General features: G+C 63.4%; 25 protein-coding genes and 2 pseudogenes. 9 read left to right on the top strand and 18 right to left on the bottom strand.

Annotated features, from left to right (window positions below; translation table 11 throughout):
- Nucleotides 1-60 precede the first annotated feature (60 nt).
- The 9 genes from rpsD to murI all read right to left on the bottom strand — a co-directional run bounded on the left by rpsD (nucleotide 61) and on the right by murI (nucleotide 7051).
- Nucleotides 61-675 carry a 30S ribosomal protein S4 gene (gene rpsD / locus G7076_RS06910; protein WP_166201522.1) on the bottom strand — a complete coding sequence of 205 codons (615 nt, stop codon included), beginning with the start codon at nucleotides 673-675 and terminating at the stop codon, nucleotides 61-63.
- A gap of 146 nt (nucleotides 676-821) precedes the next feature.
- Nucleotides 822-1295, bottom strand: coding sequence for a hypothetical protein (locus G7076_RS06905; RefSeq protein ID WP_166201520.1), 474 nt, complete (start codon nucleotides 1293-1295; stop codon nucleotides 822-824).
- A 363-nt stretch (nucleotides 1296-1658) separates the two neighbouring features.
- Entirely contained in the window at nucleotides 1659-2375 is a 717-nt protein-coding gene (locus G7076_RS06900; RefSeq protein ID WP_166201518.1) for an RNA methyltransferase, read from the bottom strand.
- A 12-nt stretch (nucleotides 2376-2387) separates the two neighbouring features.
- Complete coding sequence (gene nrdR, locus G7076_RS06895) at nucleotides 2388-2867, bottom strand: transcriptional regulator NrdR (RefSeq protein ID WP_166201516.1); 480 nt, start codon at nucleotides 2865-2867, stop codon at nucleotides 2388-2390.
- An 8-nt stretch (nucleotides 2868-2875) separates the two neighbouring features.
- Nucleotides 2876-4201, bottom strand: coding sequence for a serine hydroxymethyltransferase (gene glyA / locus G7076_RS06890; protein ID WP_166201514.1), 1326 nt, complete (start codon nucleotides 4199-4201; stop codon nucleotides 2876-2878).
- The gene (gene rpiB / locus G7076_RS06885; RefSeq protein WP_166201512.1) at nucleotides 4201-4647 is read right to left on the bottom strand and encodes a ribose 5-phosphate isomerase B; all 447 of its coding nucleotides are present in this window, start codon (nucleotides 4645-4647) and stop codon (nucleotides 4201-4203) included. The genes glyA and rpiB overlap by 1 nt, the downstream gene beginning before the upstream one ends.
- 55 nt (nucleotides 4648-4702) lie before the next feature.
- A complete protein-coding gene (locus G7076_RS06880; protein WP_240913736.1) occupies nucleotides 4703-4978 on the bottom strand; it encodes a YdeI/OmpD-associated family protein in 276 nt (91 codons plus the stop codon).
- 3 nt (nucleotides 4979-4981) lie between these two features.
- Nucleotides 4982-6202 (bottom strand): 5-aminolevulinate synthase, encoded by a 1221-nt coding sequence (gene hemA / locus G7076_RS06875; RefSeq protein WP_166201510.1) that lies wholly within the window; start codon nucleotides 6200-6202, stop codon nucleotides 4982-4984.
- A 66-nt stretch (nucleotides 6203-6268) separates the two neighbouring features.
- Nucleotides 6269-7051, bottom strand: a complete 783-nt coding sequence (murI, locus tag G7076_RS06870) for a glutamate racemase (RefSeq protein ID WP_166201508.1) — start codon at nucleotides 7049-7051, stop codon at nucleotides 6269-6271.
- A 73-nt stretch (nucleotides 7052-7124) separates the two neighbouring features.
- Here murI and plsY point away from each other — a divergent pair.
- Nucleotides 7125-7714 (top strand): annotated as a pseudogene (plsY, locus tag G7076_RS06865) (glycerol-3-phosphate 1-O-acyltransferase PlsY).
- A 121-nt stretch (nucleotides 7715-7835) separates the two neighbouring features.
- Nucleotides 7836-10310 carry a type I DNA topoisomerase gene (gene topA / locus G7076_RS06860; protein WP_166201506.1) on the top strand — a complete coding sequence of 825 codons (2475 nt, stop codon included), beginning with the start codon at nucleotides 7836-7838 and terminating at the stop codon, nucleotides 10308-10310.
- Here the strand turns inward: topA and G7076_RS06855 are convergent.
- The 3 genes and pseudogenes from G7076_RS06855 to coaBC form a co-directional block, all read right to left on the bottom strand.
- A complete protein-coding gene (locus G7076_RS06855) occupies nucleotides 10258-11007 on the bottom strand; it encodes a HesA/MoeB/ThiF family protein (RefSeq protein WP_166201504.1) in 750 nt (249 codons plus the stop codon). The two genes, topA and G7076_RS06855, sit on opposite strands and share 53 nt — an antisense overlap.
- A pseudogene (gene dut, locus G7076_RS06850) lies at nucleotides 10994-11445 on the bottom strand (dUTP diphosphatase). Before dut ends, G7076_RS06855 begins: the two are co-directional and overlap by 14 nt.
- The gene (gene coaBC / locus G7076_RS06845; RefSeq protein WP_166201500.1) at nucleotides 11442-12641 is read right to left on the bottom strand and encodes a bifunctional phosphopantothenoylcysteine decarboxylase/phosphopantothenate--cysteine ligase CoaBC; all 1200 of its coding nucleotides are present in this window, start codon (nucleotides 12639-12641) and stop codon (nucleotides 11442-11444) included. The pseudogene dut and the gene coaBC overlap by 4 nt, the downstream one beginning before the upstream one ends.
- Before the next feature lie 93 nt (nucleotides 12642-12734).
- On the opposite strand from coaBC, the gene G7076_RS06840 reads away from it, so the two are divergent.
- On the top strand, nucleotides 12735-13865 hold the full coding sequence (locus G7076_RS06840) for a J domain-containing protein (RefSeq protein ID WP_166201498.1): 1131 nt from the start codon (nucleotides 12735-12737) through the stop codon (nucleotides 13863-13865).
- Between the two features lie 6 nt (nucleotides 13866-13871).
- Here G7076_RS06840 and ubiB read toward each other — a convergent pair whose 3' ends face one another.
- Both ubiB and G7076_RS06830 read right to left on the bottom strand, forming a co-directional pair.
- Nucleotides 13872-15413, bottom strand: a complete 1542-nt coding sequence (ubiB, locus tag G7076_RS06835; protein WP_166201496.1) for a 2-polyprenylphenol 6-hydroxylase — start codon at nucleotides 15411-15413, stop codon at nucleotides 13872-13874.
- Nucleotides 15410-16141, bottom strand: coding sequence for a class I SAM-dependent methyltransferase (locus tag G7076_RS06830; protein WP_166201494.1), 732 nt, complete (start codon nucleotides 16139-16141; stop codon nucleotides 15410-15412). Before G7076_RS06830 ends, ubiB begins: the two co-directional genes overlap by 4 nt.
- A gap of 46 nt (nucleotides 16142-16187) precedes the next feature.
- Here G7076_RS06830 and mutM point away from each other — a divergent pair, with 46 nt between their 5' ends.
- From mutM to dnaA, 3 genes are all read left to right on the top strand, one after another.
- On the top strand, nucleotides 16188-17006 hold the full coding sequence (mutM, locus tag G7076_RS06825) for a bifunctional DNA-formamidopyrimidine glycosylase/DNA-(apurinic or apyrimidinic site) lyase (protein ID WP_166201492.1): 819 nt from the start codon (nucleotides 16188-16190) through the stop codon (nucleotides 17004-17006).
- A gap of 105 nt (nucleotides 17007-17111) precedes the next feature.
- Nucleotides 17112-17375, top strand: coding sequence for a 30S ribosomal protein S20 (gene rpsT, locus G7076_RS06820; RefSeq protein ID WP_166201490.1), 264 nt, complete (start codon nucleotides 17112-17114; stop codon nucleotides 17373-17375).
- Nucleotides 17376-17811: 436 nt separating this feature from the next.
- Nucleotides 17812-19194 (top strand): chromosomal replication initiator protein DnaA, encoded by a 1383-nt coding sequence (gene dnaA, locus G7076_RS06815; RefSeq protein WP_166203458.1) that lies wholly within the window; start codon nucleotides 17812-17814, stop codon nucleotides 19192-19194.
- A 169-nt stretch (nucleotides 19195-19363) separates the two neighbouring features.
- Here the strand turns inward: dnaA and G7076_RS06810 are convergent, their stop codons facing one another.
- The 4 genes from G7076_RS06810 to secB form a co-directional block, all read right to left on the bottom strand.
- Nucleotides 19364-20062, bottom strand: a complete 699-nt coding sequence (locus G7076_RS06810; protein WP_240913735.1) for a DUF4136 domain-containing protein — start codon at nucleotides 20060-20062, stop codon at nucleotides 19364-19366.
- 90 nt (nucleotides 20063-20152) lie between these two features.
- Nucleotides 20153-21163, bottom strand: coding sequence for a tryptophan--tRNA ligase (trpS, locus tag G7076_RS06805; RefSeq protein WP_240913734.1), 1011 nt, complete (start codon nucleotides 21161-21163; stop codon nucleotides 20153-20155).
- Entirely contained in the window at nucleotides 21160-22728 is a 1569-nt protein-coding gene (murJ, locus tag G7076_RS06800) for a murein biosynthesis integral membrane protein MurJ (RefSeq protein ID WP_166201488.1), read from the bottom strand. The genes trpS and murJ overlap by 4 nt, the downstream gene beginning before the upstream one ends.
- 16 nt (nucleotides 22729-22744) lie before the next feature.
- Complete coding sequence (gene secB / locus G7076_RS06795; protein ID WP_166201486.1) at nucleotides 22745-23278, bottom strand: protein-export chaperone SecB; 534 nt, start codon at nucleotides 23276-23278, stop codon at nucleotides 22745-22747.
- A gap of 184 nt (nucleotides 23279-23462) precedes the next feature.
- Between secB and G7076_RS06790 the strand changes: the two genes are divergently transcribed.
- The 3 genes from G7076_RS06790 to G7076_RS06780 all read left to right on the top strand — a co-directional run bounded on the left by G7076_RS06790 (nucleotide 23463) and on the right by G7076_RS06780 (nucleotide 25814).
- Complete coding sequence (locus tag G7076_RS06790) at nucleotides 23463-24116, top strand: Tim44/TimA family putative adaptor protein (RefSeq protein ID WP_166203452.1); 654 nt, start codon at nucleotides 23463-23465, stop codon at nucleotides 24114-24116.
- Between the two features lie 272 nt (nucleotides 24117-24388).
- Nucleotides 24389-25300 (top strand): MltA domain-containing protein, encoded by a 912-nt coding sequence (locus G7076_RS06785; protein WP_346774082.1) that lies wholly within the window; start codon nucleotides 24389-24391, stop codon nucleotides 25298-25300.
- Nucleotides 25281-25814 (top strand): Smr/MutS family protein, encoded by a 534-nt coding sequence (locus G7076_RS06780; RefSeq protein WP_166201482.1) that lies wholly within the window; start codon nucleotides 25281-25283, stop codon nucleotides 25812-25814. Before G7076_RS06785 ends, G7076_RS06780 begins: the two co-directional genes overlap by 20 nt.
- Nucleotides 25815-25863 lie beyond the last annotated feature (49 nt).

Raw genomic sequence — 25863 nt, 5'->3', positions numbered from 1 at the left:
TCGAAACGAAAAAGGGCGACCCTCGCGGGCCGCCCTCTTGTCTCGTGCTGACAGAAAAGGTTAGCGCGAATAGAATTCGACGACCAGATTCGGCTCCATGCGGACCGGGTAGGGCACTTCATCGAGCGTCGGGACGCGGATGAAGGTCGCCTTGTCGGTGCCGTCAGCTGAGACATATTCCGGGATGTCACGCTCCGCGAGGCTCTGCGCCTCCATGACGAGCGCCATTTCCTTGGCCTTCGGGCCGAGTTCGATGACGTCGTTCACGTCGATACGACGGCTGGCGATGTTGCACTTCACGCCGTTGACCCGAATGTGGCCGTGGCTGACGAGCTGACGGGCGGCCCAGATGGTCGGCGCGAACTTGGCGCGGTAGACGACCATGTCGAGGCGGCGCTCGAGAAGGCCGATCAGGTTCTGGCTGGCGTCACCCTTCATCCGCGACGCTTCGACGAAGGTGCGCTTGAACTGCTTTTCGGTGACGTCGCCGTAATAGCCCTTCAGCTTCTGCTTGGCGCGGAGCTGAATGCCGAAGTCGGACATCTTGCCCTTGCGGCGCTGACCGTGCTGGCCCGGGCCATACTCGCGGCGGTTGACCGGGCTCTTGGGACGTCCGAAGACGTTTTCGCCCATGCGGCGGTCGAGCTTGTACTTGGCGCTAGAGCGCTTCGACATAGTTCATTCTCCAATTTGCATGCCGGCCGAAGCTAGCGGATCATCCGGAACCGCACCGCACGACCAATGGCCGAACGCGATCACCGCTTCACCGGATATGCGGGATCAATTGCGAGTGGCGCCCCTAGCTTCCGCAAGCCGTTGCGTCAAGAAGCGCACCTATCGTGGGGAGCGAAACCCGCCCCATCGCTACCTTCGTTGCTCAGCGTCGAGATGCTCTGCCGGTCGCGCAGTGCCTTCTGGGCCTCCTCTTCGGCGAGGCGCCATTCCCGGGCCGTGGAGCATACCCGCTGCGTGCTTAGGCGACTGCCGGTTTCCTTGATGTCCTTGCAGATCATTCTGTCGTGCTTCCACTCCGAATAAAGCCGCTGAGACTTCTTCTCCGGTGTGCAATAGCGGGTGACGGAGCGGTGGCAGTCGTCCCACCGTCGCCATTCGGCCCTAGTCTTGCAAATCTTGACCGCGCCCAGCCTACTGCTGCTCAGCAACATTTCACGGCATGACTTCGTGGTGTTTTTGGAAGGCTTGGCACTAGCAACCTGATTGGCCGTTTGCTCCGGAGTCGCGGTAGGCAGGTCGGTCGGTGTCGCGACCAGAAACAGCAAGGTAGCAGCAATCATCTCGGCGCCTCCAACTTCTATCCGGAATGCGTTTTTATTGACCCCACGAGCGCGGCATGGTGGAATGCTCGCTCTGAGTCTTCCGGACGCCCTCGGAGTTCTCCGTGTACATGCGATCCCATTCTCGCTTGGGAAGGCATACCCGCTGGGTGTTGAGGCGCGATCCAGTACCGATCAACGTTCGGCAGATAATCTTCGCGTCATCTGTCTTTTTGAACGGCGTGGGTTCTGCAGCGGCGGGCGCTGCGTCGGCGAAAAGTGCCGCAAGCGCCAGGACACTTAACATGACGCACCTCCAAGTCCGGAAGAGTCGAAAACAATATCATTTTTATAGCAAAATACAAAATCCGTTAATGCCGACGTTTAGCCTTTCTTTGAGCTTAGAGCGCCGATTATTCCCCGCAAGGCGCGCACTTCTCGGCTAGACCATCCCGCTTTCGTCAGAATCGTGCGGATCGTCGCTCTGGTTGCGGCAGTACGCTCGGGCGGATGAAAGTATTTCACATCGACCAGCGCCTGATCCAGTTGCCCGATCAATCCATCCAGCTCGCCCATTGGAGCGGGCGGCTCGAGTTCCTTCGCTGGGGGCTGGGCCAGCCTTTCGCCCCGCGACCATTCATAGGCGAGCAGGATGACTGCCTGGGCCAGGTTGAGGCTTCCGAATTCAGGGTTGATAGGGACCGTGACGATAGCGCTGGCCAGCGCCACGTCCTCTGTCTCGAGGCCAGAGCGTTCCGGCCCGAACAAAATCGCCGAACGCCCCGCTGAAGCGCGGATGCTCGCAGCCATTTGCTCTGGGCCGATAACCGGCATCACGAGATCGCGACGGCGCACCGTGGAGGCATAGACGAGGTTGCAGTCCGCAACGGCCTCGGCCGTCGTTGCGAACACCTTGGCGCTTTCCAGGACAGAGTTTGCGCCGCTCGCTGCGGGCCCGGCCTCGGGATTCGGCCAGCCGTCGCGCGGCGCCACGAGGCGCATTTCGGTAAGGCCGAAGTTCAACATCGCCCGCGCCGCCTTGCCGATATTTTGACCGAGCTGTGGGCGGATTAGGACAATGACCGGTGCGTAACAGCTCATATTACCGAGTGCTCAAAGGAGTTTGTCCTGACCCGGCGGGACAGATTCACGTTCGACCTTTTCCGCGAACTCAGCGAAATCGGCTGGATCGCTAAAGTCGCGGTAGATGCTCGCGAAACGGATGTAAGCGACGTGATCGAGTGCCTTGAGCCCGGCCATCACCGCCTCGCCGATCTCGGTCGATGAGACTTCGTCGCCGCGCGTTTCAAGCTGACGTTGAACCCCGCTGATGAACTGATCGATCCTGTCGGCCGAAATATCCCGCTTGCGGGTCGAGTGGCCGATCGCTCGCCGCAGCTTTTCGCGGTCGAAAGGCTCGCGCTTGCCGTCGCGCTTGACGACGATCAGGTCGCGAAGCTGAACTCGCTCGAATGTGGTGAACCGCGCTCCGCAGCCTTCGCACTGGCGGCGGCGGCGAATTGAGGTGTTGTCCTCGCTTGGGCGCGAGTCCTTCACCTGGCTGTTTTCATGGGCGCAGAACGGGCAGCGCAAGGCGAAAGCTAGCCTTTGTAGATCGGGAAACGGGAGCAGAGCGCGCGAACCCGGGCCCGAACGGCATTCTCCACGTCGCGGTCGCCCGTGCTTTGGGTCCTTGCGACCCCGTCAAGCACGTCTGCCACCATGTCGGCGATCTCTTTAAACTCCGCTTCGCCGAACCCGCGGGTCGTGCCCGCTGGCGAGCCGATGCGGATACCGCTGGTCTTCATCGGCGGGAGCGGATCGAAGGGAACGCCGTTCTTGTTGCAGGTGATTCCAGCGCGCTCGAGGGCCTCGTCAGCATCCTTGCCGGTAATCCCGAGCGGGCGAAGATCGACAAGAGCAAGGTGCGTGTCGGTTCCGCCGGCGACGAGATCGGCGCCGCGGTCCTTGAGCCGTGCGGCCATCACCTGGGCGTTGCGGATAACGGCCTTGGCGTAGGTCTTGAAGCCGGGCTCTAGCGCCTCGCCGAAGGCCACCGCCTTGGCAGCGATAACGTGCATCAGCGGGCCGCCCTGCAGGCCCGGGAAGACCGCCGAGTTGATTTTCTTGGCGATGGCTTCGTCATCCGTCAGCACCATGCCGCCGCGCGGGCCGCGCAAGGTCTTGTGAGTCGTGGTGGTGACGACATGGGCATGGCCGAACGGGGTCGGGTGCTCGCCCGCCGCGACGAGCCCGGCGAAATGGGCCATATCGACCATGAAGATCGCGTGCACCTCGTCGGCGATGGCGCGGAAACGCGCGAAGTCGATATGGCGCGGATAGGCGGATCCGCCGGCTATGATCAGGGTCGGCCTATGTTCCCTGGCAAGTGCTTCGACCTGGTCGAAATCGATCAAATGGTCGTCCTGGCGGACGCCATATTGGACCGAATTGAACCATTTGCCCGACATCGCGGGCTTGGCGCCGTGGGTGAGGTGGCCGCCGGCATCGAGACTCATACCGAGAATGGTGTCACCGGGCTTGGTCAAGGCGAGCATCACGGCACCATTGGCCTGCGCGCCGGAATGCGGCTGGACGTTGGCGAAGCCGCAATTGAACAACTCTTTTGCACGGTCGATGGCGAGCTGCTCGACCGAATCCGAAGGATGGCAGCCCTGATAGTAGCGGCGGCCAGGATAGCCTTCGGCATATTTGTTCGTGAACACTGAGCCTTGGGCCTCGAGAACTGCCTTGGAGACAATGTTCTCCGAGGCAATCAGCTCAATCTGGGTCTGCTCCCGCTCCAGCTCCTCGGCGATGGCCGCCGCGACCTTCGGGTCGGCGTCGCGAAGTGCCTCTGTGAAGAAGCCGAGCGGCTGGACGTCCGTCAGGGAAGTCGGATTACCTTCGGCAGTGACGGTAGCCATCAGTCGGATTCCTCAAGCAAAGTGGAAAGCTGGTCGATGCGGCGCTGGTGCCGGCCGCCGGCGAATTCCGTGCCGAGAAAGGCATCGACGCAGGCCTTGGCCATGTCCGTGCCGATGAGACGGCTGCCAAGCGCAATCGCGTTTGCGTCATTATGTTCGCGGGCCAGCCGGGCCGATAGCGGATCGTCGACGCGGGCGCAGCGGCAGGCTGTATTGCGGTTGACGGCGATCGAAATCCCGATTCCCGAACCGCAGACGGCGATGCCGCGGTCGGCCCGGCCCGACGCGATCGCATTGGCGAGCTTGGCCCCGAACGCAGGATAATCGACGCTTTCAGAGCCGTTCGTGCCAAGGTCGGTGACGTCATGGCCAGCCTCGCGAAGCCACGCCGCGAGCTCGTCCTTTAGGACGTATCCGGCATGGTCGGCGGCGAGGGCGATGCGCATGTCCACCATCTAGGGGATGTGCCAATGGTTGGCTACCGCCTATTGGGGGTGCGGCTCAGTTCTTGAACCACTTCTGCGCCGACTGGCGGCGATGCGGGCAGCCGGGCCAACAGCATGGCCGGCGCTTCCCGGCGAGCACGTCTTCTTGGAGCCGGGCAAGATGCTTGTCCCGCGTCTCCTGCTTCTTGGGCAAAGTCATCCAGCAGATCCACTCATTGCGCGCGAGATCGGTGAGGTCGGCCCACCTGGCGTTGAGCGCAGGACTACCGTCGAGGATCGCGCGAAGCGAATCGGGCATTTCGTGGCGGAATTCGGTGGATGCGTCCGCCACCGTTCAGGCCGCTTTCACGGCCTGCAGTTCGAGACGATCCCAGATTTCGGTGAGGGCGCCGGTGAGCTCGTCCATCATCGCTTCGCTATGGTTCGGGCCGGGCGTGAAGCGGAGTCGCTCCGTCCCTCGAGGAACCGTCGGGAAATTGATCGGCTGTACGTAGAGGCCGTATTCAGCGAGCAGGATGTCGCTGATCGCCTTGGCCTTGACCGGGCAGCCGACGAGCAGCGGCACGATATGGGTCACGGTCTCCATGACCGGCAGGCAGGCTTCCCTAAATTTGCTCTTGAGCGCCGCGGCAGCGGCCTGCTGCGCCTCGCGTTCTTCGCTGGAGGCCTTGAGATGACGAACCGAAGCAAGCGCGCCGGCGACCAGTACCGGCGACAGCGACGTGGTGAAGATGAAGCCCGGCGCATAGCTGCGGATACAATCCACGATTGCCTTGTCGGCGGCGATGTAGCCGCCCATCACGCCATAAGCCTTGCCGAGCGTGCCTTCGATGATCGTCACGCGATCCGCAACGCCGTCGCGCTCCGAAATGCCGCCGCCGTGAAGGCCGTACATCCCGACGGCATGGACTTCGTCGAGATAGGTGAGCGCTTCGTACCTGTCGGCGAGATCGCAGATCGCCGCTATCGGGGCGACGTCACCGTCCATCGAATAGACGCTCTCGAACGCGATCAGCTTGGGCGTGTCAGCTGGCACGGACATCAGCATCTGCTCGAGATGCTCGAGGTCGTTGTGCCTAAAGACCCGCTTCTCGCAGCCCGAGCTCTTGATGCCCGCTATCATCGAAGCGTGGTTGAGCTCGTCCGAGAAAATGATGCAGCCGGGAAGCAGCCTGCCAAGGGTGGAAAGCGCCGCCTCGTTCGAGACATAGCCAGAAGTGAACAGCAGCGCCGATTCCTTGCCGTGTAGCGAGGCGAGCTCGTTCTCAAGCTGGACGTGGAGATGGGTGTTGCCGCCGATGTTGCGAGTTCCGCCGGAGCCGGCCCCGACCTCGTGAAGGGCGCGCTCCATCGCTTCGATCACGACGGGGTGCTGGCCCATGCAGAGGTAATCATTCGAACACCAGACAGTGATCGGCTTCGGCCCATTGTGGCCGTGAAAGCATTGCGCGTTGGGATAATTGCCCTTTGTGCGCAGAATATCGATGAAGACCCGGTAACGGCCTTCGTCGTGCAGCCGATCAATCGCTGCCCTGAAGATGCTGTCGTAATCCAAGGGTGTCTCGCTTTGCGGGGCATTTATCGCCCCCAGGCCCATAAGGCCATTGAGAACGACTCGCAATTAGAGCGAATCGACGAGGGTGAGACCGAAGCGGTCGAGGGCCGGGATTAGCCGCGGATCGGGATCGCGCGTAAAAATTGCTGTTCCTTCGGAGGGTTCGGCGGGCCAAGCTTGGCCTCTTGTCAGAAAGCCAATGCGGCGAGCGATGCCGGCGCCGCCATCGACCTGGGTGACGCCGGGCGCGGCTTCGGCGAGCTCCTCGGCCAGAAGCGGGAAATGCGTGCAGGCCAGGACCATCACATCCATGCCCGACGCGGATTCGATGAGAGGGGCGATGGCGGCGCGAACTGCCCCCGCAGAAACCGGATCGCCGCGAAGCTTGGCCTCAGCGAGATTGACCAATGCTGCACTACCATGCCTGACGACCCTGCAATCGGCCGCGAAGCGCGCGGTGAGGTCATCGACATAGGGCTGGCGGACAGTCGCCTCGGTTCCAAGCACGCCGATGACACGGGTCTTCGAGATTTCTGCCGCCGGCTTAATCGCCGGGACAGTGCCGACGACGGGAATGTCGAGTGCTTCGCGGACATGATCGAGCGCGATGGTCGAAGCTGTGTTACAGGCCATCACGGCAAGCCGCGGCGCGAAGCGTTCGACCAGTCGTTCGAGTAGTGCCGGCACTCGCTGGGCAAGTTCCTCCTCCGACTTTGTGCCATAGGGATAGCCCGCATTGTCGGCGGCGTAGACGATGGGTGCATTGGGGAGCAGCACCCGCGTCGGGCCGAGCACGCTGAGGCCGCCGACCCCGGAGTCGAAGAAAAGAAGGGGCGCGTCGGCTAGCATTGTCGGTGCGCTAGGGCCCGAAAGGCAAAAGGGCAACATTGCCCAAGTCCCCCGCTGTGCTAGCAAGGCGCGCATGACGACATCTGCCGCGTTCGCCCTGCTGGTGGGCTATCTGCTGGGATCGATACCATTCGGACTGATCCTGACCAGGTTGGCGGGAAAAGGGGACATTCGCGACATCGGTTCCGGTAACATCGGCGCAACGAACGTACTTCGGTCGGGATCGAAGAAGCTTGCCGCGCTAACTCTGCTGCTCGACGCCGTGAAGGGCACGGCAGCGGTGCTGATTGCCCAGGCGATTTGGCCGGACTCGATACGGTTTGCTGCGGCGGGCGCACTGATCGGTCACCTCTTCCCGGTCTGGCTTCGGTTCAGAGGCGGCAAGGGGTCGCGACGTTTCTCGGCATCCTGATTCCCCTGATCCCCGTAGCCGCGCTGGTTTTCGTTCTCGTATGGATCGGGCTGCTTTTGACGGTGCGCATATCGTCGGCGGCGGGGATGGCGGCGGCTGCAAGCGCGCCGCTGACGGCGTTTGTCGCCGGCGACCGGCAAATGTTCCTGATGCTTCTTGCCTTTGCGCTTCTGGTCATCTGGCGCCACAAGGAGAATATCCAGCGGCTTATTGCCGGCACCGAACCCCGGGTTGGAGGAAGCAAGGTTTGAATTCTGGAACGCTGACTCGTTCTGCCACGTGGGTTCGCTCAGAGTCGGCCCTAACCTCCGCTTGACGGCCTCGGGCCGTGCCCGACAATCGCGCGTACGTACGTAAAGGGAATGCGCGAACTTGAAACTTGTCGTCGTTGAATCGCCCGCCAAGGCGAAGACCATCGAAAAATATCTAGGGCCGGGGCACCGCGTGCTGGCCAGCTACGGCCATGTCCGCGACCTTCCGCCAAAGGATGGCTCGGTCAACCCGGACGATGGTTTCGCGATGGATTGGGAGACCTATCCGGACAAGGCGAAACAGCTCAAGGCCATAGCTGACGAAGCTAAGAAGGCGGACTCGCTGGTGCTCGCGACCGACCCCGATCGTGAAGGCGAGGCCATCAGCTGGCACGTCCAGGAGGTTCTCAAGAAGCGCAAGGTGCTCCCGGCGCAGGTCGAGCGCGTGACATTCAACGCCATTACCAAGAGTGCGGTGACCGAAGCCATGGCGAATCCGCGTGGCCTGGATGAGCATCTCATCGATGCCTACAAGGCGCGGCGCGCGCTGGATTATCTGGTCGGGTTCACGCTGTCGCCGATCCTGTGGCGCAAGCTTCCCGGTGCAAAATCGGCAGGCCGCGTACAGTCGGTCGCGCTTCGCCTGATCGTTGACCGAGAGCGCGAAATCGAGATGTTTCGTGCGCAGGAATATTGGCAGGTGTCGGCGACTTTCGAGGCAGATGGGACGCCGTTCACCGCGCGACTTGTGTCGCTCGACGGGGCGAAGATCGACCGGTTGACAATTGGTGATCAGGGCAACGCCGAGGCCGCCAGAAAGGTGGTCGAGGACGGCCGGTTCAGCGTGATGTCGGTCGAGACCAGGCCACTAAGCAAGAACCCACCGCCGCCCTTCACGACCTCGACATTGCAGCAGGAGGCTGCGCGCAAGCTTGGCTTCGCGGCGAGCCACACGATGCGGCTCGCCCAGTCGCTCTATGAGGACGGGCTGATCACCTACATGAGGACCGATGGCGTCCAGATGGCGGGCGAGGCGATTTCGGCCGCGAGGAAAGCGGTCGCAGACCGCTATGACGCCGGCTATCTGCCGGATAAGCCCAGACATTACAGCAGCAAGGCGAAGAATGCTCAGGAAGCGCATGAAGCGATTCGGCCGACGGATTTCTACAAGGATCGGGCGGGAGCGGGCGATCATGGCCGGCTCTACCAGCTGATATACAACCGCGCGCTGGCGAGCCAGATGGCTTCCGCGCGGCTTGAACGGACCACGGTCGAGCTGACAGACGGCGCGGGCCGAGCGACTCTCAGGGCGACGGGGCAGGTCGTGATCTTCCCCGGATTCATGACGCTCTACGATGAAGGTCGCGACGACCAGAACGACGAGGATGGCGGGCGCATGCCGCAGCTTCGCGAGGGCGATGCGCCGGCCAAGACCGGCGTCGAGGCGACCCAGCATTTTACGCAGCCGCCCCCGCGTTTCTCCGAAGCATCGCTGGTCAAGCGGCTGGAGGAACTGGGCATCGGACGTCCTTCGACCTATGCCGCGACCCTCCAGACGCTAAAGGACCGCGAGTACGTCCGGCTGGAAAAGAATCGCTTCATTCCCGAAGAGAGTGGGCGGCTGGTGACGGCGTTTCTCGAGCGGTTCTTCGAGCGCTACGTCAACTACGATTACACCGCCGAGCTCGAGGAAGAACTGGACGACGTGTCGGGCGGGCGGCTCGGCTGGATCAAGTTGCTTGAGGACTTCTGGCGGGACTTCAAGCCCAAGGCGGGCGAGGTTATGGATCAGAAGCCGAGCGACGTCACCGCGGCGCTCGACGAGTTCCTTGCGCCGTACCTGTTCCCTGACAAAGAGGGCGGGAGCGATCCGCGTCTTTGCCCGCTGTGCGGCAATGGCAAGCTCGGGCTTCGCGGGGGGAAGTTCGGCGCGTTCGTCGCCTGCTCCAACTATCCGGAGTGCAAATATACGCGGCGATTCGGCCAGGGCGGCGAGGAAGCCGCGAGCGAGGGACCGGCCGAGATCGGCAATGGAATCGAGCTAAAGACCGGCCGGTTCGGGCCGTATTTGGAACGTGACGGCAAGCGCGCGTCCTTGCCCAAGGACGTTCCGCAGTCGGACCTGACCCTCGAGATGGCCGAAGCTTTGCTTGCCCTGCCGCGTACCGTTGGAATCCATCCGGAAACGGGCTTGCCGATCACGGCGTCGATTGGCCGCTATGGGCCCTATCTCGCCCATGACGGCAAATACGCCCGGCTGAAGTCGACGACCGAGGTGCTCGAAACCGGCATGAACGCGGCCGTCGCGAAGCTGGCCGAGGCGGCGAATGGCGGCGGGCGCCGCGGCGCGGGCCGGGAGCCGATCGCGGTGCTCGGGCCGCACCCAGAATCAGCCAAGGAAATCAAGGTGCTGGAAGGGCGATTTGGGCCTTATGTCTCTGACGGCACGACTCATGCGACCTTGCCGAAGTCGGCTGATCCGAAGGCGGTAACGCTGGACGAGGCGGTAGCGCTGATTGACGCCAAGGCGGCGAAGGGCCCGGCTAAGAAGCCTGCCCGCCGCAAGTCCGGCACGAAGGGTCGGAAGAAAGCCTGATCCGGCGCCATTCCAGGGCCGCGGCATCGAACAGGTGCAGCGTGCCGCGGTCGTCGGCCATTCCGGCCAGCGCGCGGATCGCCATCAGCGCGGCATAGCTGCCGACCGTTGCGACCGTGGCGCCGAGAACTCCGAGTTCCGCGCAACTGTCGCAATCTTCTGCGTCGAAAGCGTCACCGACGAAGCAGCGGTAGCAGGGGTTTCCGCTGAAAATGGCGACCTGACCCTGGAATTGTTGCGCGGCAGCGCTGAGCAGCGGAAGGCCAAGCGCGACGCAGGTGTCGCTCACAAGCAGGCGGGTAGCGAAATTGTCCGTGCCGTCGATGACGAGTTCATGGCCGCGAATTATGTCGGCGGCGTTTGCATCGTCGAGCCGCTCCGCGACAGCCTTCACCTCGACATGCGCATTGCGGGACATGACCCAGTGGCTTGCTAACAACGCCTTGCCCATGCCGACTTGCGACGAGGTGAAGATGGGCTGCCGGGGGAGGTTGGCCAGTTCGACCCGATCCCCATCAACGATGGTCAGCGCACCGACCCCGGCGCAGGCGAGGGCGGGGATAACCGACGAGCCGATTCCCCCGGCGCCGATCACCGCGACCTTGGCCGCCTTCAGGCGCTGCTGGCCGAGCCCGCCGAACTGGGGAAGGACCAGCTGCCGGGCGTAACGGTCAAGCTCCTCGTCAGAGAGCGGCATGGCCGCCGGTCGAGCCAAATCCGCCGTGGCCGCGCTCGGTTTCGCACAACTCCGTCACCTCTTCGAAACGCGCGACGGCGACGGCGGCGGGAACGAGCTGGGCGATGCGTTCGCCGCGGCGGATCGGGAACGGTTCGGAGCCGTGATTTATCAGCAGGATCTTGAGCTCGCCGCGATAATCGCTGTCGATCGTTCCGGGCGTGTTCGGGACCGTGATGCCATGCTTGAGTGCCAGGCCGGAACGGGGACGGACCTGGATTTCATAGCCTTCCGGAATTGCCACGCGAAAGCCGGTGGCCACGGCGTGTCGCTGGCCGGGCTGGAGGTCGAGTTCCTCCGCCGCGACCACGTCCATCCCCGCGGCGCCCGGTGTGGCGTAGGAGGGCAGGGCAGGCCTTCGCCGTGCGGCAGTCGGGAAATACGGATCGAGATGGTCAATTGAGTTCCTTGGCGATGCGATCGATGAGATGGGCCGCGACATCCTCCTTCGACTGGTCGGGCCAGTCTTCGACACCTCGGTCGGTCACGAGATGAACGCGGTTGCGAGCGCCGCCCATGACGTCTCCGGAGACATCGTTGGCGACAATCCAGTTGGCACCCTTGGCGGTGCGCTTCGATTGGGCGTTGCCGACGATGTCGTGGGTCTCCGCTGCGAAGCCGACCAGCAGGCGTGGTCGGTCGGGATGTTCGGCGAGAGTCCTGAGGATATCCGGGTTCGGCGCAAATTGGAGCGCGGGAGGGCCGCCGCCTTTCTTCAGCTTGGAGGTGGCGGCATTGGCGACACGCCAGTCGGCGACAGCGGCAACGAGGATGGCGACATCCGCCGGCAGGGCGATTTGCACGGCGTCGACCATCTGCTGCGCGGTCTCGACATCGACGCGCGCGACCCCGCCCGGGGTAGGCAACGCAACCGGTCCGGCAATGAGCGTGACACGGGCCCCCGCTCGGGCGGCTGCCGCAGCAATTGCAAATCCCTGCTTTCCCGAGGAGCGGTTGGCGATGACCCGCACCGGATCGATCGGCTCATGCGTCGGCCCGGCCGTAACGAGGACGTGCCTGCCTTCTAAGGCTTGACCTCCGGGTAACTCCAAAGCGCCGCGGCTCTTGAGCATCGGCGAGATCCGGGCGATGATGTCGGCAGGTTCAGGCAGGCGGCCGGGCCCATATTCGCCGCAGGCCATGTCGCCCTCGTCAGGCTCAAGGACCATCACCCCGCGGCTCTTGAGGATCGCGGCGTTGGCCTGGGTCGCGGCGTGCAGCCACATCCGTACGTTCATCGCCGGTGCGGCGACGACCGGCTTGTCCGTCGCGAGGAGGAGCGTTGTCGCGAGATCATCGGCAATGCCTGCTGCCATTTTCGCCAGGAGGTCTGCCGTTGCCGGGCAAACCAGGACGAGATCGGCGGCGCGGCTGAGCTGGATGTGCCCCATCTCCGACTCGTCCTTCAGGTCCCACAAGGACGTGTAGACCGGGCTTTCAGCGAGCGCGGCTAGACTCATCGGCGTGACGAAATGCGCGCCGCCAGCCGTCAGCACTGGCGTCACCGAATGTCCGGCCTTACGGGCCACCCGGATCAGCTCGGCGGCCTTGTAGGCAGCTATGCCGCCGCCGATGATGAGAAGGATGCGGGCCATCCAGACCCTCCTGCCCAAGACAGAGGCGCGAGTCGAGGGGCCGTTGACGGCATCGGCCCGAAGGTGTTGAGGTTGCCGGCAAGGGGTAAGCGTTTGGCCGATCATTACCGCACGTTGGGCATCGCGCCGACCGCTGATGAAGCGGTGATCCGCGCCGTCTATGTCGCGTTGATGAAGCGCTTCCATCCGGACCGCAACGCCTCGCCCGATATGCTGAAACGGGCGCAGGATATTACCGCGGCCTATGCCGTGCTGAGCGATCCGAAGAAGCGCGCAGCCTATGACGACGAGCGTGCCGGCATGGACCCTTGGACGCGTGGCGCGGCGCTACCGGAGCGGCGGAAGAGCAGCACAAGCGGTCTTGCCCTCGCTGTGCTTACCATCGCGGTCGCCGCCGGGGCCTTCACCTTGTGGCCGATGATCCCGATCGCGAATCCGGTGAAACGCTCACCGGGCACAACAGCGCTGACTCCGGTCACGATGCATTGTGCGGGTCTGGCGGATTCGGAGCGGATCCGGACAGCCTTGATTGCTCGCCTGGACGAAGTTGGGGCGCTCGACCGGACGGCCGCAGCGGCCCTGACCGCTTCGCGATTCGAACTTGCTGCACCAACCGATGCGCGCGACCTCGCTGCGCCAGGGCAGGTCGCCTGCCTCGCGACGCTGGCAATCACCTTACCGACGCAATTCAGCACGGCCAGCGGGCAAGGCACGATCCTTAGCGAGCTGCAATTTTCGACGTCGCGCACCGATCCGGGATCCGTGATGCGCATCCATCCTGACGGACGGCTGGTCGCCGCGCTAAGCGCGATCCGGCATCAGCCGAGGCTTGCGGCCGTGTCTAATCCGATGCTCGAGGAGGACGTCGTTGTCGCCGACGAGCCGCCGATACCGGTGAACCCGGCTGTGAGAAGGCCGGTCCCGAACATCGCTCCGCTGCCGGTTCGCAAGGCCGCAAGCGAACGGCCAGCTGCACCTGCGACAGCCCGGATCGCCGAGGCGCCGCGTCAGGAGCGGATTGTGGGCCTGAACGGAATCGATCGCCAGACGATGAATTTCTACGGGCAGTCGCTGCGCAACGCGAGCGCGGTGAAAAAGAGCAAGCTGGAAGCGTCGCATGCCGGATTCATCCAACGTCTTGCGGCTTGCGGTAGCGATAGCTGTCGCCGCGACGCCTACCTCGAGCGCAATGTCGAGATCAGCCGGATCATGATGGGCGAGTGAGGCTGCTCAGAATAAGCGGATCGCAGCGAACATGGCTGCGGCGCCGGCCGCCGCAGCGAGGAAAGCGGTCAGTGCGTAGCCAAGGCCGCGCTTGGGCTGGAGTATCGTGACGTCGGCAAGCGGCGGTGGCGGGGGAGCGGCACCGGGCTCAGGATATTGCGCGTCGATCTTGTCGATGAGGTGCGGGATCTTCTTGAAGGCGCGTACGGCCACGACGATCTTGTCCGCGTAATAGGCCTCGGGCCCGAGCTCGCTGCGGATCCATTCCTTGAGAAACGGCTCAGCCGATTCCCACATGTTGATGTCCGGATCGAGATAGGTGGCGACGCCTTCCTCCATCACCATCGTCTTCTGAAGCAGAAGGAGGTGGGGTTGGGTCTGCATGTCGAAATCGCGCGTGATGGCAAACAGGCCGTCGAGCATCCGGCCGATGCTGATGTCCTTGACGGGTAGGCCGCGGATCGGCTCGCCGACCGCGCGCAGAGCGGTCGCAAATTCGGCCACATCATGATGGCCGGGCACATATTGCGCCTCGAAATGGATCTCGGCGACGCGGCGGTAATTGCCGGTGATGAGGCCGTAAAGAATTTCCGCAAGCCACATCCGCGCCTGGCGGTTGATCCGCCCCATGATTCCGAAATCGATAGCAGCGAGGCGGCCGTCGGGCAGGACGAACAAATTGCCTTGGTGCAGATCGGCGTGAAAGTATCCGTCGATGACAGCCTGGCGAAGGAAAGCGCGCACGAGGATCGATGCGACCGCCTTGGGATCGTGACCCGCAGCAATCAGTTCGTCGCGCTTGGACAGCTTTATGCCGTCGAGCCATTCGAGGGTCAGGACCCGGCGGGCCGTTCGCCGCCAGTCGATCTCGGGGACGTAGAAGCCGGGCTCCGCGATCATGTTCTGCTTGAGTTCTGAGGCGGAGGCCGCCTCACGTGTCAGGTCGAGCTCGCGGCGTACCCATTGCTTGAAATAAGCGATGACGAGGCGCGGGCGAAGCCGCTCGGCTTCCCCGCCCAAAAGCTCGAAATGGGCTGCGGCCCATTCGTAAGTCTCAATTGCCCGCGCAAATTCTTCCTCGACCCCCGGGCGGAGCACCTTGATAGCGACATCGCGGCCCTCGGTGGTGACGGCGCGGTGGACCTGTGCGATCGAAGCGGCGCCGACAGGGACGGGGTCGATGGACGAGAAGAATTGGTCGACAGGCCCTCCGAGCGCGGCCTCGATGGCGGGCTTGATGCGCTCGAACGGTTCTGGCGGAAGGTCGTCCTGAAGCTGGAGCAAATTCTCCGCGGCTTCTATCCCAACGAGATCGGGACGGGTTGCGAGAGCTTGCCCGAACTTGATTGCTGCGGGCCCAATTTCCTGCAAGGCGGCGGCATAGTCCACCTCTGCGGGAGCGCGCGCCCCGAAGCGCGCGACGCGGCAAAGCCGGCGTACATTGGGCGGCGTGAGCGGATCAGACTCGATACCCTGAAGGGCGCCGTGACGCGCGAGCGTCCGTCCCCACTTCAGCAGGCGGAAGAGATGGGTCGCAGCGGTGGTCAAAGCTTCCAGCCGCTCCAGATGCAGACAAGGCCGCCGAGCATCGGCTCGGCCTTGGCGTTGGCGAAACCGGACCCCTGGATCATCTGGGCAAATGCCTCTGGCTTGGGAAAGCGGCGGATCGACTCAACGAGGTAGCGGTAGCTCTCCTCATCGCCGGTAACGGCCTTGCCAATGCGCGGGATCACGAGATCCGAGTAACGTTCGTAGGCGAAACCGAAACCGGGCCATTCGCTGGTCGAAAACTCGAGGACGAACAGGCGGCCGCCGCGTTTTAGGACACGGTGCGCCTCCTTGAGCGCGGCGGGGATGTCGGTGACGTTTCGGATCCCGAATGCGATCGTGTACGCGTCGAAGCTCCTGTCGGCGAAAGTCAGTCTCTCCGCATTCTGGGTCGACCAGCTCAAACCTCCGAGTTTGCGTTTTTCGGCCCGTTCCATGCCGACGGAAAGCATGTCCGGATTGATGTCCGCTACGGTGACTATCGCGCCGCGACTGGCCATACGGAAGGCGATGTCGCCGGTGCCTCCGGCCATGTCGAGGATCGACTCGCCTGCACGCGGCTTGACCCGGTTTACGAAGCGGTCCTTCCACAAGCGGTGCATTCCGCCGCTCATGAGGTCATTCATCAGGTCGTAGCGGCGCGCGACAGAAGTGAAGACCTGACCGACCTTGCGCGTCTTCTCTTCGGGGCTGACCAGCTGGTCGCCGAAATTGACCTTGTCGTTCATGGCGGCGGCTCTAGCGGGGAAGGGCGCGGCTTGCCATAGGGCCCCCATGCCCGAGCTTCCCGAAGTCGAAACAACCGTCCGAGGACTCGAACGCGTGCTCAAGGGTCGACGTCTGACGATGGTGGAGCCGCGCCGCGCCGACCTCAGGCGGAGCATCCCGCATGACCTCGGCCAGCGGCTAACCGGTGCGAAGGTTATCGAGCTCGGCCGCCGAGCGAAATACGGGCTAATCGGTACCGATCGTGGTGACACGCTCATCTTCCACCTCGGAATGTCGGGACGCTGGCGGATCGATCCGGTCGGAATCGACAAGCATGATCATCTTTTAATCGAGACTGACAATGGACACCGGCTGGCATTGAACGATCCGCGGCGGTTCGGATCGCTAGACCTCGCCGAAAGCCAGAATATCGCGGATTGGGACGGGTTCGTCGGTCTCGGCCCGGAGCCGCTGGGCGGAGCGATTCACGGCCTTTGGTTGAAGCAGAAGCTCGCCGGTCGAACTGCGGCGATAAAGCTGATGCTGTTGGACCAGAGGATCGTCGCCGGGCTTGGCAACATCTACGTCTGCGAAGCGCTGTTCCGCGCGCGCATCGATCCCCGCAAGCCAGCGGGAAAGGTCAGCAGGGCAAAGCTCGATGCGCTTGCCGCGGCGATCCCGGAAGTCCTGGAGGAAGCGATCCGCGCGGGCGGATCGAGCCTTCGCGATTTCGCGGCGCCCGACGGCGAGCTCGGCTATTTTTCGAAGGCTTTCGACGTCTACGACCGTGAAGGCCAAGATTGCCGGGGAAATTGCGGCGGGACGGTCAGGCGAATCGTCCAGGGCGGACGCTCGACATTCTTCTGTCCGCGATGTCAGCGATAGTTGACGATAAGCGGCCCTTCTTATAGGGGAGCGCCACGCAGGCGCGGCCCGGCTGGGCTTTGCGCCGCTTTCATTTTTGACCGACAGATTTGGGAACGAGAGACAATGGCGAACACGCCGCAAGCCAAGAAGCGCATCCGCCGCAACGAAAAGCGCGCCGCCGTCAACGGTGCCCGCGTGAGCCGTATCCGCACTTTCATCAAGGCGGTCGAGTCGGCGCTCGAAGCAGGCGATAAGAAGACCGCCGCCGAAGCGCTGAAGCAGGCGCAGCCTGAGCTGGCTCGCGGCGTTGCCCGTGGGGTCGTTCACAAGAACACCGCGTCGCGCAAATATTCGCGCCTCACCAAGCGAGTCGCGGCGCTCGGCTAAAGCCGATTAAGCCGGGCCGGCTTAGCCGGTCCCGCATTGAAACGGGCTCTGCGGTACCTCCGCGGAGCCCGTTCGATTCGCGGCTGTCAAAAAAAGTGAGCAATTCCCGCGATTCGCGACGCATCGTTTTTCGACATTCCGCAAAAAACGGCGCATTACCGCCAAATTAACGCTTGGCCCTGTCTTTTTGGTGTCAAGCCGGAATATTTCATTTTTTTGAAAAAAATGCGCTTGAATGGTGCGCGTCATACTCTCAGAAATGAGGGCTCCGCAGTGATTCTGCTGGGGGAACACCGCGTAGGGGAAGACGCCAAGCGTCGCGACTCGGGGGTCGGGCGCAGTGAAGACTTGTGCCCGCAAAACGGGGGTGTGTGTGCATGCGAGAGTGGGGACAGGGGAGAGACGAACGGTGTCGGTAGGGGAGCCACTTTCGGTCATCGAGCCCGCAATCGCGGTTGATGGCGAAACACCCCTCGCGGCGGCCTGGGAATCGATCCGCTCCGGCCTTCGCCGCGATTGCGGCGCGCGGACTTTCGACGGCTGGCTAAAGCCTGCGGAGCTTGGTTCGTTCGAGCCCGACTCAGGCGAGCTCCAGCTCATAATGCCAAGCCAGTTCATGGCCGACTGGGTACGCAACCATTTCGGCGAACGGCTGACCCTGGCATGGCGCAGTGCGCTTCCGATCGTCCGTTCGATTCGAGTCGTGGCCTCAGCCGATGCGCCCAAGCCATCGCCGCTCCTCATCCTCGAGGACATTCCCGCTGCGCCGAAGGGCGAGTCGCCGCGCCAGGCCGATTCGCCTAACTTCGATCCGCGCTATCGTTTTGAAACGTTCGTCGTCGGCAAGGCGAACGAGGTTGCCGCGACGGCCGCGAAAACGCTGGCGAACGCCGAGACGGTAAGCTTCAACCCGCTCTTCATCCATGGCGGAACGGGACGCGGCAAAACCCACTTGCTTCACGCCATCGGCCAGGACTTCCTCGCTCGCCGGCCGGGCGCGCGGGTGGTTTCGATGTCGGCCGAAAAGTTCATGGTCGAGTTCGTCCGAGCGCTCAAAGAGAATGACACCATCGGCTTCAAAAGCCGGCTTCGCAGCGCCGACCTTTTGCTGATCGACGACGTCCAGTTCATTGCCGGCAAGGATTCGACGCAGGAAGAATTCTTCCACACGATGAACGAGATCATCACCGCCGGGCGCCGGCTGGTGATTACCTCCGACCGGGCCCCGCAGGACCTGGATGGTATCGCGCCGCGAATCCTGTCGCGCCTGTCGTGGGGCTTGGTGGCCGATATCAATCCCGCCGACTACGAGCTTCGGCTCAATATTCTCGAAGCCAAGCTGGCCGCCCTTCCGGGGGTCGAGATGCCGCGCCAAGTGGTCGAGTTCCTTGCCCGCCGGCTGACCAATTCGATCCGCGAGCTTGAGGGTGCGCTCAATCGAATCGCCGCCTACGCGCTCATGACGGGCCGGACGATCGACCTGCCATTCGTCGAGGAAGTGCTGGCCAACGTGCTTCGCGCCAATCAGCGACGAATTTCCATTGACGAGATCCAGACCCAGGTTGCCGAGCATTACCGCATTCGCAAAGCCGAGATGACCAGTGCGCGGCGTGCGCGCGAGGTGGCGAGGCCGCGCCAGGTGGCGATGTATCTTTCGAAACAGCTGACTCCCAAGTCCCTGCCCGACATCGGGCGCCGCTTCGGCGGCCGCGATCACACGACGGTCATTCACGCCGTCCGCCAGATCGAACGTTTACGTGCGTCGGATGCCGAGCTTGATGCCGACATCCGGTTGTTGACCCGTCAACTCGAAGGTTAGTCCTCGCTTTCGCGTATCCGCCGGGTCCTGGGGACCGGCAAGTGCTGGCGCTTAGAGCGCCGACCTCCCCCGCGCCTGTTCCCGCCAAGCGCGGGGAGGACCACATGAAAAAGCCCGCCCGGAGACGTTCCGGACGGGCTTTTCCTTGCTCTATCGCCGCTCGGGATGATTAGCGCCGTTGCTCGGGCGGCACTGTGATCTTCACGGTTTCGCCGCTTCGGCCCGGAAAACCGGTGAACATGGCCTCGACCAGGTTCGGAACGAGCACTGCTAGATTGTCCTTGGTTGACCGCGCCTCAGCGTGACCGTTGAACAGCTGCACATTGTCCTGCCTGCGACGAATGTCGAGCGTCAGGAAGCTCTGATAGAGCGTGTAACGGTCCACGCCTCCGTAGGGGGAGTACCAATAGGGGTCGTTCCACCCGTAATAATAAGCGGTGCGCGGCGCGCCGTAATAGCCGTAGCGAGAGTAGTAGGGCCGGCCGTAATAGCCGCGATAGAATGGGTCGTAGCGACCGTTGTAGAATGGATCGGCGTACATTGACCGGGCAAAGGGATCTGAAACGAGGACGTCGCGTCCCTCATCGACACCATAGTCCACGTTGACGATCATCGTCGCTGCGGCCGGCGAGGCGGCTGGTTGGTAGCCCTGGGCCTGCATGGCCTGCGCAACCAGTCCGCCGAAGCGCTGGAACTCGAGCGAGCCCTGGAGAGCCGGATCGGAGGGCACGACGAAGAACGTCTGGCCCTGCGGCGCAGGCATCGCCTGATAGCGCGAAACCTGGGTAGGGAAGCCGGTGGCGCAGGCCGAGAGGCCAAGCGCGCTGATGCCGAGCATCGCTGCCGCGGCGAACGTCTTGATACGCATGTTAGTTGTTACCCTAGCTAAGCTATTCCTTCACGCGCGTTGCATAACCTCTTCCGCCGTGAACCGAGGATGAAGAAGGAAATCAACGGTTTAGCGAGTGAGGCCGACGACCTTGTAAGCTTCAGCCAAGGTCGGCGCCGCAAGCTCGCGGGCGCGCGCCGCGCCGGAGTCGAGAATCCGGTCGAGCTCTGCGGGGTCGGCGCGAAGCTGCTCGAGCCGGGAACGAAGCGGGCCGATCATGGCAACCAACGCCTCGGCGAGCGCGGGCTTGAATTGGCCGAAGCCCTGGCCGGCATAGTCACCGAGCACGGCCTCGATGCTGCGATCTTGGAGTGCAGCCATGATGCCGAGGAGATTCTTGGCCTCCGGGCGCGCATCCAACCCGGCAGGATCGTCGGGCAGGGGTTCCGGATCGGTCTTCGCCTTGCGGATCTTCTGGGCGATTTCGTCGTCGCTGTCGGTAAGATGGATTCGGGTCATTTCGGACGGGTCGGACTTCGACATCTTCGACTTGCCGTCGCGAAGGCTCATCACCCGCGCCGCAGTTCCCCCGCCGATATACGGCTCAGGCGGGATGAACAGCTCGCTATCATAATCATTGTCGAACTTTAGCGCGATGTCGCGCGCCAGCTCGATATGCTGCTTCTGATCCTCGCCAACCGGCACGTGGGTGGCGCGGTAAAGCAGAACATCGGCGGCCTGGAGCACGGGGTAGGTATAGAGACCGACACTCGCGCCTTCCTTGTTCTTGCCGCTCTTGTCCTTGAACTGGGTCATGCGATTGAGCCAGCCGACACGGGCGGTGCACTGGAGCAGCCAGGCAAGCTCCGCATGCTGCGAAACTGCGCTTTGGGCGAACAGAGTGGATTTGGCCGGATCGATGCCGCTAGCAATCAGCGCGGCTGCCATTTCCCGGACGTTCGACTGAAGCTGCCCAGGCTCGACGTCGATTGTTAGCGCGTGAAGATCGGCCAGGAAGAAGAGGCATTCTGTCTTCTCCTGCATCCGCACCCAGCGCAGGATCGCGCCGAGCAGGTTGCCTAGGTGTAGGCCACCGGTCGGCTGAATTCCGGATACGACGCGCATCGCGGGCCGGCTCATTGTTCCGCTTCCACTTTCTTGCGGCGCAGGAGCACCAGAATATCTTCCTTCTCCATTCCGCCGGTTATCCAGGCGAGCGCGAAGTAGACGATTCCGCCGGCGCCGATGAGGGCGATCGTGCCGATCAGGCGCTTGCCGACCGAGCCAGCGAAGTAACCGTCGAGCAATACTCCAACGAGCCAGATGGTGGCGCCCATCGCGGCAGCGGCGATCAGCTGCTTGACCAGGCGCGCGGCGAGCCAGCCTTCGATCCGGAAGTCGCCGCGCCGGGCGAGGAGGAAATAGAGGGCGAGAGCATTGACCCACGCCGCAGCGGCGGTTGTGAGCGGTAGGACAACGATTCCGAAATCGTCGATCAGCAGGAAGTTGGCGGCAACGCCCAGCGCTAGGGTGCCCAGAGTAATGAACACCGGCGTCTTCATGTCCTTGCGGGCATAGAAGCCTGGCGCGAGTACCTTGATCATAACGTATGCCGGAAGGCCCGCAGCGAGCACCGAAAGCACGAGCGCTGAGGTTGCGGCATCGGCTGCGGTGAACTTACCGCCTTCGAACAGGACGGTCATGATCGGCCCCGCCGCGATCATCAATGCGATGGTGGCTGGGATGGTCAGGAGCATCGCGAGCTCGGTCGCGCGGCCCTGGATGTTCGCGGCCTGCCTGTCCTCGCCGAGGCCGATGTGGCGGCTGATAGCAGGAAGGATCGCGGTTCCGATGGCCGACCCGACAAGCGCGAGGGGAAGCTGGTTGAGGCGATCCGCCTGGCTAAGATAGACGAAGCTGCCTTCCGGAAGCCGGGTCGCGAAATAAGCGTAAAACAGCTGGCTGATATAATAGCCGCCGGCGCCGATAGTCGCGGGCAGGATAAGGACCAAAAGCTCTTTCACCCGCGGCGTCATTCGGGGCGGCAGCAGACGAAGAGTCATGCCCGCCCGTTTCGTGGCGATAACGCAAAGCGCGAGCTGTAGGACTCCGCCGGCGATCACCGCCCAGGCCATCGCCACTGCCGTCTCGTTGCCGCCCTGCGGAACGAGGAGAAGCGCGCCGACCAAAGCCAAGTTGAGCAGTGCAGGGGCAAAAGCCGCGGCTGTAAAGCGCGACAGGGAATTCAGGATGCCGCTGAACAGTGACACCATGCTGATGAAGATCAGGTAGGGGAAGGTCACTCTTGTCAGGAAGACGGTGAAAGCGAACTTCTCAGGATCGCCGGTCCACCGCTCGCTGGCTACGGCGATGACCACCGCTGGCATGGCGATCACGAACAAGGCGGTGATGAGGATCAGCGCCGGCAGGAAGACGGCCTGCACTTCCTCGGCGAAGCGCCGGGCGTCCTCGAGATCGCCGTCCTTGCCGATCCGCCGCGCGAACAACGGTACGAAGCCTTGGCTGAAGGCGCCTTCGCCAAGCAGCCGGCGAAGCAGGTTCGGCAACTGGAAAGCCCAGATGAACACTTCTGCCGCAGCGGAAGCGCCCATCACCCGGGCAAAGATCATTTCTCGAACAAAGCCGAGGATGCGGCTGACAAGTGTCAGTCCGCCGATTGTGCCACCGGCCTTGACCAGGTTCATGCGCGCGCCGTCTCGCTTAATGCTCAGTCGGCGCTGTCTCGCCGGCCGGAGCGGTCTCGCCGTCCTGGGCATTCCCGGCGGCCGCCTGCGCTGCTTCGACCTGCTGCATGAACGCGGCGCCGAAATCGATCGGCTCGAGAAGGAGCGGAGGGAAGCCGGCATTCTGAACCGCGTCTGCAATGATCTGGCGGGCGAAGGGGAAGATCAGCCGCGGGGCTTCGACGAGGAAGAACGGGCCCATTGCCTCTTCCGGGAAATTCCGAATGCCGAATAGGCCCGCATAGCTAAGGTCGACGAGGAACTGGACGCCCTGGTCAGCGCGAGCGCCGACATTGATCTTAAGCGTCACTTCGTGGACGTCGTCCGCGACCTTGTCGACATTGATTGTGAACTGCACGTCGACCTGCGGTTGGGTCTGCCACTGGAAGCATTGCGGGCTATTGGGGCTCTCGACCGAGAGATCCTTGACATATTGAAGCAGCGCGGCGGCGTGCGGATGGGTATCCTGTCCATTTCCGGCGGGAGCGGCGTTGGGGGTTTCGTCGGCCATTCGAGTCTATTCCTTGGCTTGGTGGCGCGAGGGGCCCCGCGCTTCGCGGGCCTGTCGCTAAAAGGATGCCGGGGCGCCTAGCAGTCGCGCGATTCTCACGCAATGGCGCAGGACTTTCGGAGCGCCCTTTGAATCCGTGCGTTACCTCTACTATGTTGCAGCCGAAACCAACTGGAAGCGACCATTGACCGCCATCGTCCTTTTCGCGCTCGTCGCACTGTTCATCGGCCTTCGGCTTTATGCTGTCCTGGGCGAGCGGACTGGCCATGAGCAGCAACCAATCCTCAAACCAGCCGACCCGGACGCCCGTGTCGAATCGCCGCCGGCGACCGCGCACCGCGAGGCCGGCGTGGTGACCGACCAAGGGGATCTTGCTTACGTGCCGCTGGCTGGGCCGGGCATCCGCGCGCTACTGGCGGCCGATCCCAGCTTCGACGTCGCGCGATTCCTTGAGGGCGCGAGCGCTGCCTACCGGCAAATCCTTGAGGCCTTCTGGCGCGGCGACATGGAGTCGGTTCGTCCGTTCGTCGACAATAACGTTTATTTGGCTTTTTCAGCTGCGGTGGAACAGCGCAACGCCGACGGACTGAAGCTGGACAACCGGCTGGTGGCCATCGAGCCGCCGCTCATCGTCGAGGCCGAGGTCGAAAAAGGTGTGGCCGAGTTGACCGTCCGATTCGAGGCGGACATCGCGGCTGTTACGCGCAACGCGAACGGCGAGGTGGTCGCCGGTTCAATGAGCGATGCGGTCCAGTCGCGTGACCGATGGACTTTCCGCCGCGACGTTCGCTCGGCCGACCCGAATTGGCTTCTCATCGAAACCGACGAGGAAGAGTGAGTCCCCGCGCCCGGGCCGCGGCGATTGCGGCACTGTTCCTTTCGGCCTGCGTAAGTCGTCCCAAAGAAGCTCCTCCTGTTCCGCCGGCGCCAGCGCCGGCGCCTACACCGGCCCCCACACCGCCGACCCCAACTTATCGAAACGCTGCCGAGGCCGGCGTGAGTCTTGAGGCGGCTAAACCGATCGATCCGAGCGCGGCGGAACGCTCGCTTGCGGCATTCCGGCTTTCGTGTGGGGAATTGAACCGCCGGCAGGACCGATCCGGCCTAACCATGGCAGGCCAGTGGAGCGCTGTCTGCTCGGAGGCCGCCACGCTGCCGCCGGGAAGCGCTGTCGCCTTCTTCCGCGACCGCTTCGACTGGGTGCGGGTCGGCGACGGCAAGGCATTCGCGACCGGCTATTACGAACCGGAAATTCGGGGATCGCGGGTTCGTGCTCCGGGCTACGAGGTGCCGATTTACGCGACGCCCGCAAGCCTGGTGCGCTGCACGCGTGCTGACGGGACGAACGGACGAGGACGGGTGGACGAGAGCGGCCAGTGCGTTGCTTTCTTTACGCGCGCGGAAATCGAGCAGGGTGCGCTCGCTGCCGAAACCCCGATCGCCTGGGCGGCCGATCCGATCGACTTGTTCTTCCTACAGATACAGGGCTCTGGACGGCTGCTCTTGCCCGATGGTGGTGTCATCCGGATTGGGTACGCCGACCAAAACGGCCGCGAGTATGTGGCGATCGGGCGCTTGCTTCGGGACCGCGGGATCCTCCAGCCGGGCAAGGCCGGGATGAAGGAAATCGTCGCCTGGATGCGAAGCCAGCCTGACGGCGGCCGCGCCTTGATGAGCGAGAATCCGAGTTACGTCTTCTTCCGCGAACTGACCGGGCCCGGCCCGCTCGGCGCGATGGGCGTTCCGGTGACACCGCGAACAAGCGTGGCGGCCGACCCGTTGTTCGCTCCGCTCGGCGCGCCGGTGTACCTCGATGTCGCCCACGATGTCGCGGACGGCCTGTGGGTGGCCCAGGATACCGGCGGGGCGATCAAGGGCGCCAATCGCTTCGACACGTTCTGGGGCGCAGGCTCCTATGCCGAAGCGACCGCCGGCGGCATGTCGAGCGAGGGTAGGGCGCTGATACTCTTGCCGAAGGGAAGCGCCGCAAGGCTGTCGTCCGGTGCGCCGTCTTACCGATGACGAGGCCCAGCTTTGGGCCAAGGTCGCGGCTACCATCCGCCCGCTGTCCCGAGACAAAGTCTCCGAGCCGCCGATAGAAATCGGCCCGGCGAAAAATGCGCCTCCGCCGCGGCGACCGGCCGATCGTGCACCCGAGCAGCAGCCCGCTCCCGGCCAGCCTGCGAAACCCAGCTCATTCCAGCAGGGTGGTCTCGATGGCCACTGGGATCGGCGACTGCGTGCGGGCGATGTCCGGCCTGACCGGGTCATCGACCTTCATGGGCACAATCTCGACCGCGCCTGGGGCGCGATCGACGATGGTCTGGAGCAAGCGATCAGCGGCGGCGAACGGGTCATCTTGTTAATCACCGGACACGCGCGTTCCGGCGAGCCGCCGGTCCAGCGCGGCAAGATCCGCGCAGCAGTCCACGACTGGCTCGCGGCGTCGCGTCATGCCGGGCGAATCGCGGCCGTCAGAGGAGCGAGTAAGCGGCATGGCGGGGGCGGCAGCCTTTACCTGATATTACGGCGTTAACCATTCCGCTCCATGCGGCCTTAACCCAGCCCGTTTAACTTCGAAATGG

The sequence above is a fragment of the Sphingomonas sp. HDW15A genome, from assembly GCF_011301715.1.
GTDB lineage: Bacteria > Pseudomonadota > Alphaproteobacteria > Sphingomonadales > Sphingomonadaceae > Sphingomicrobium.
Note: the sequence above shows the minus strand (reverse complement) of the source record. Positions and strands in the feature narration are given on the sequence as shown.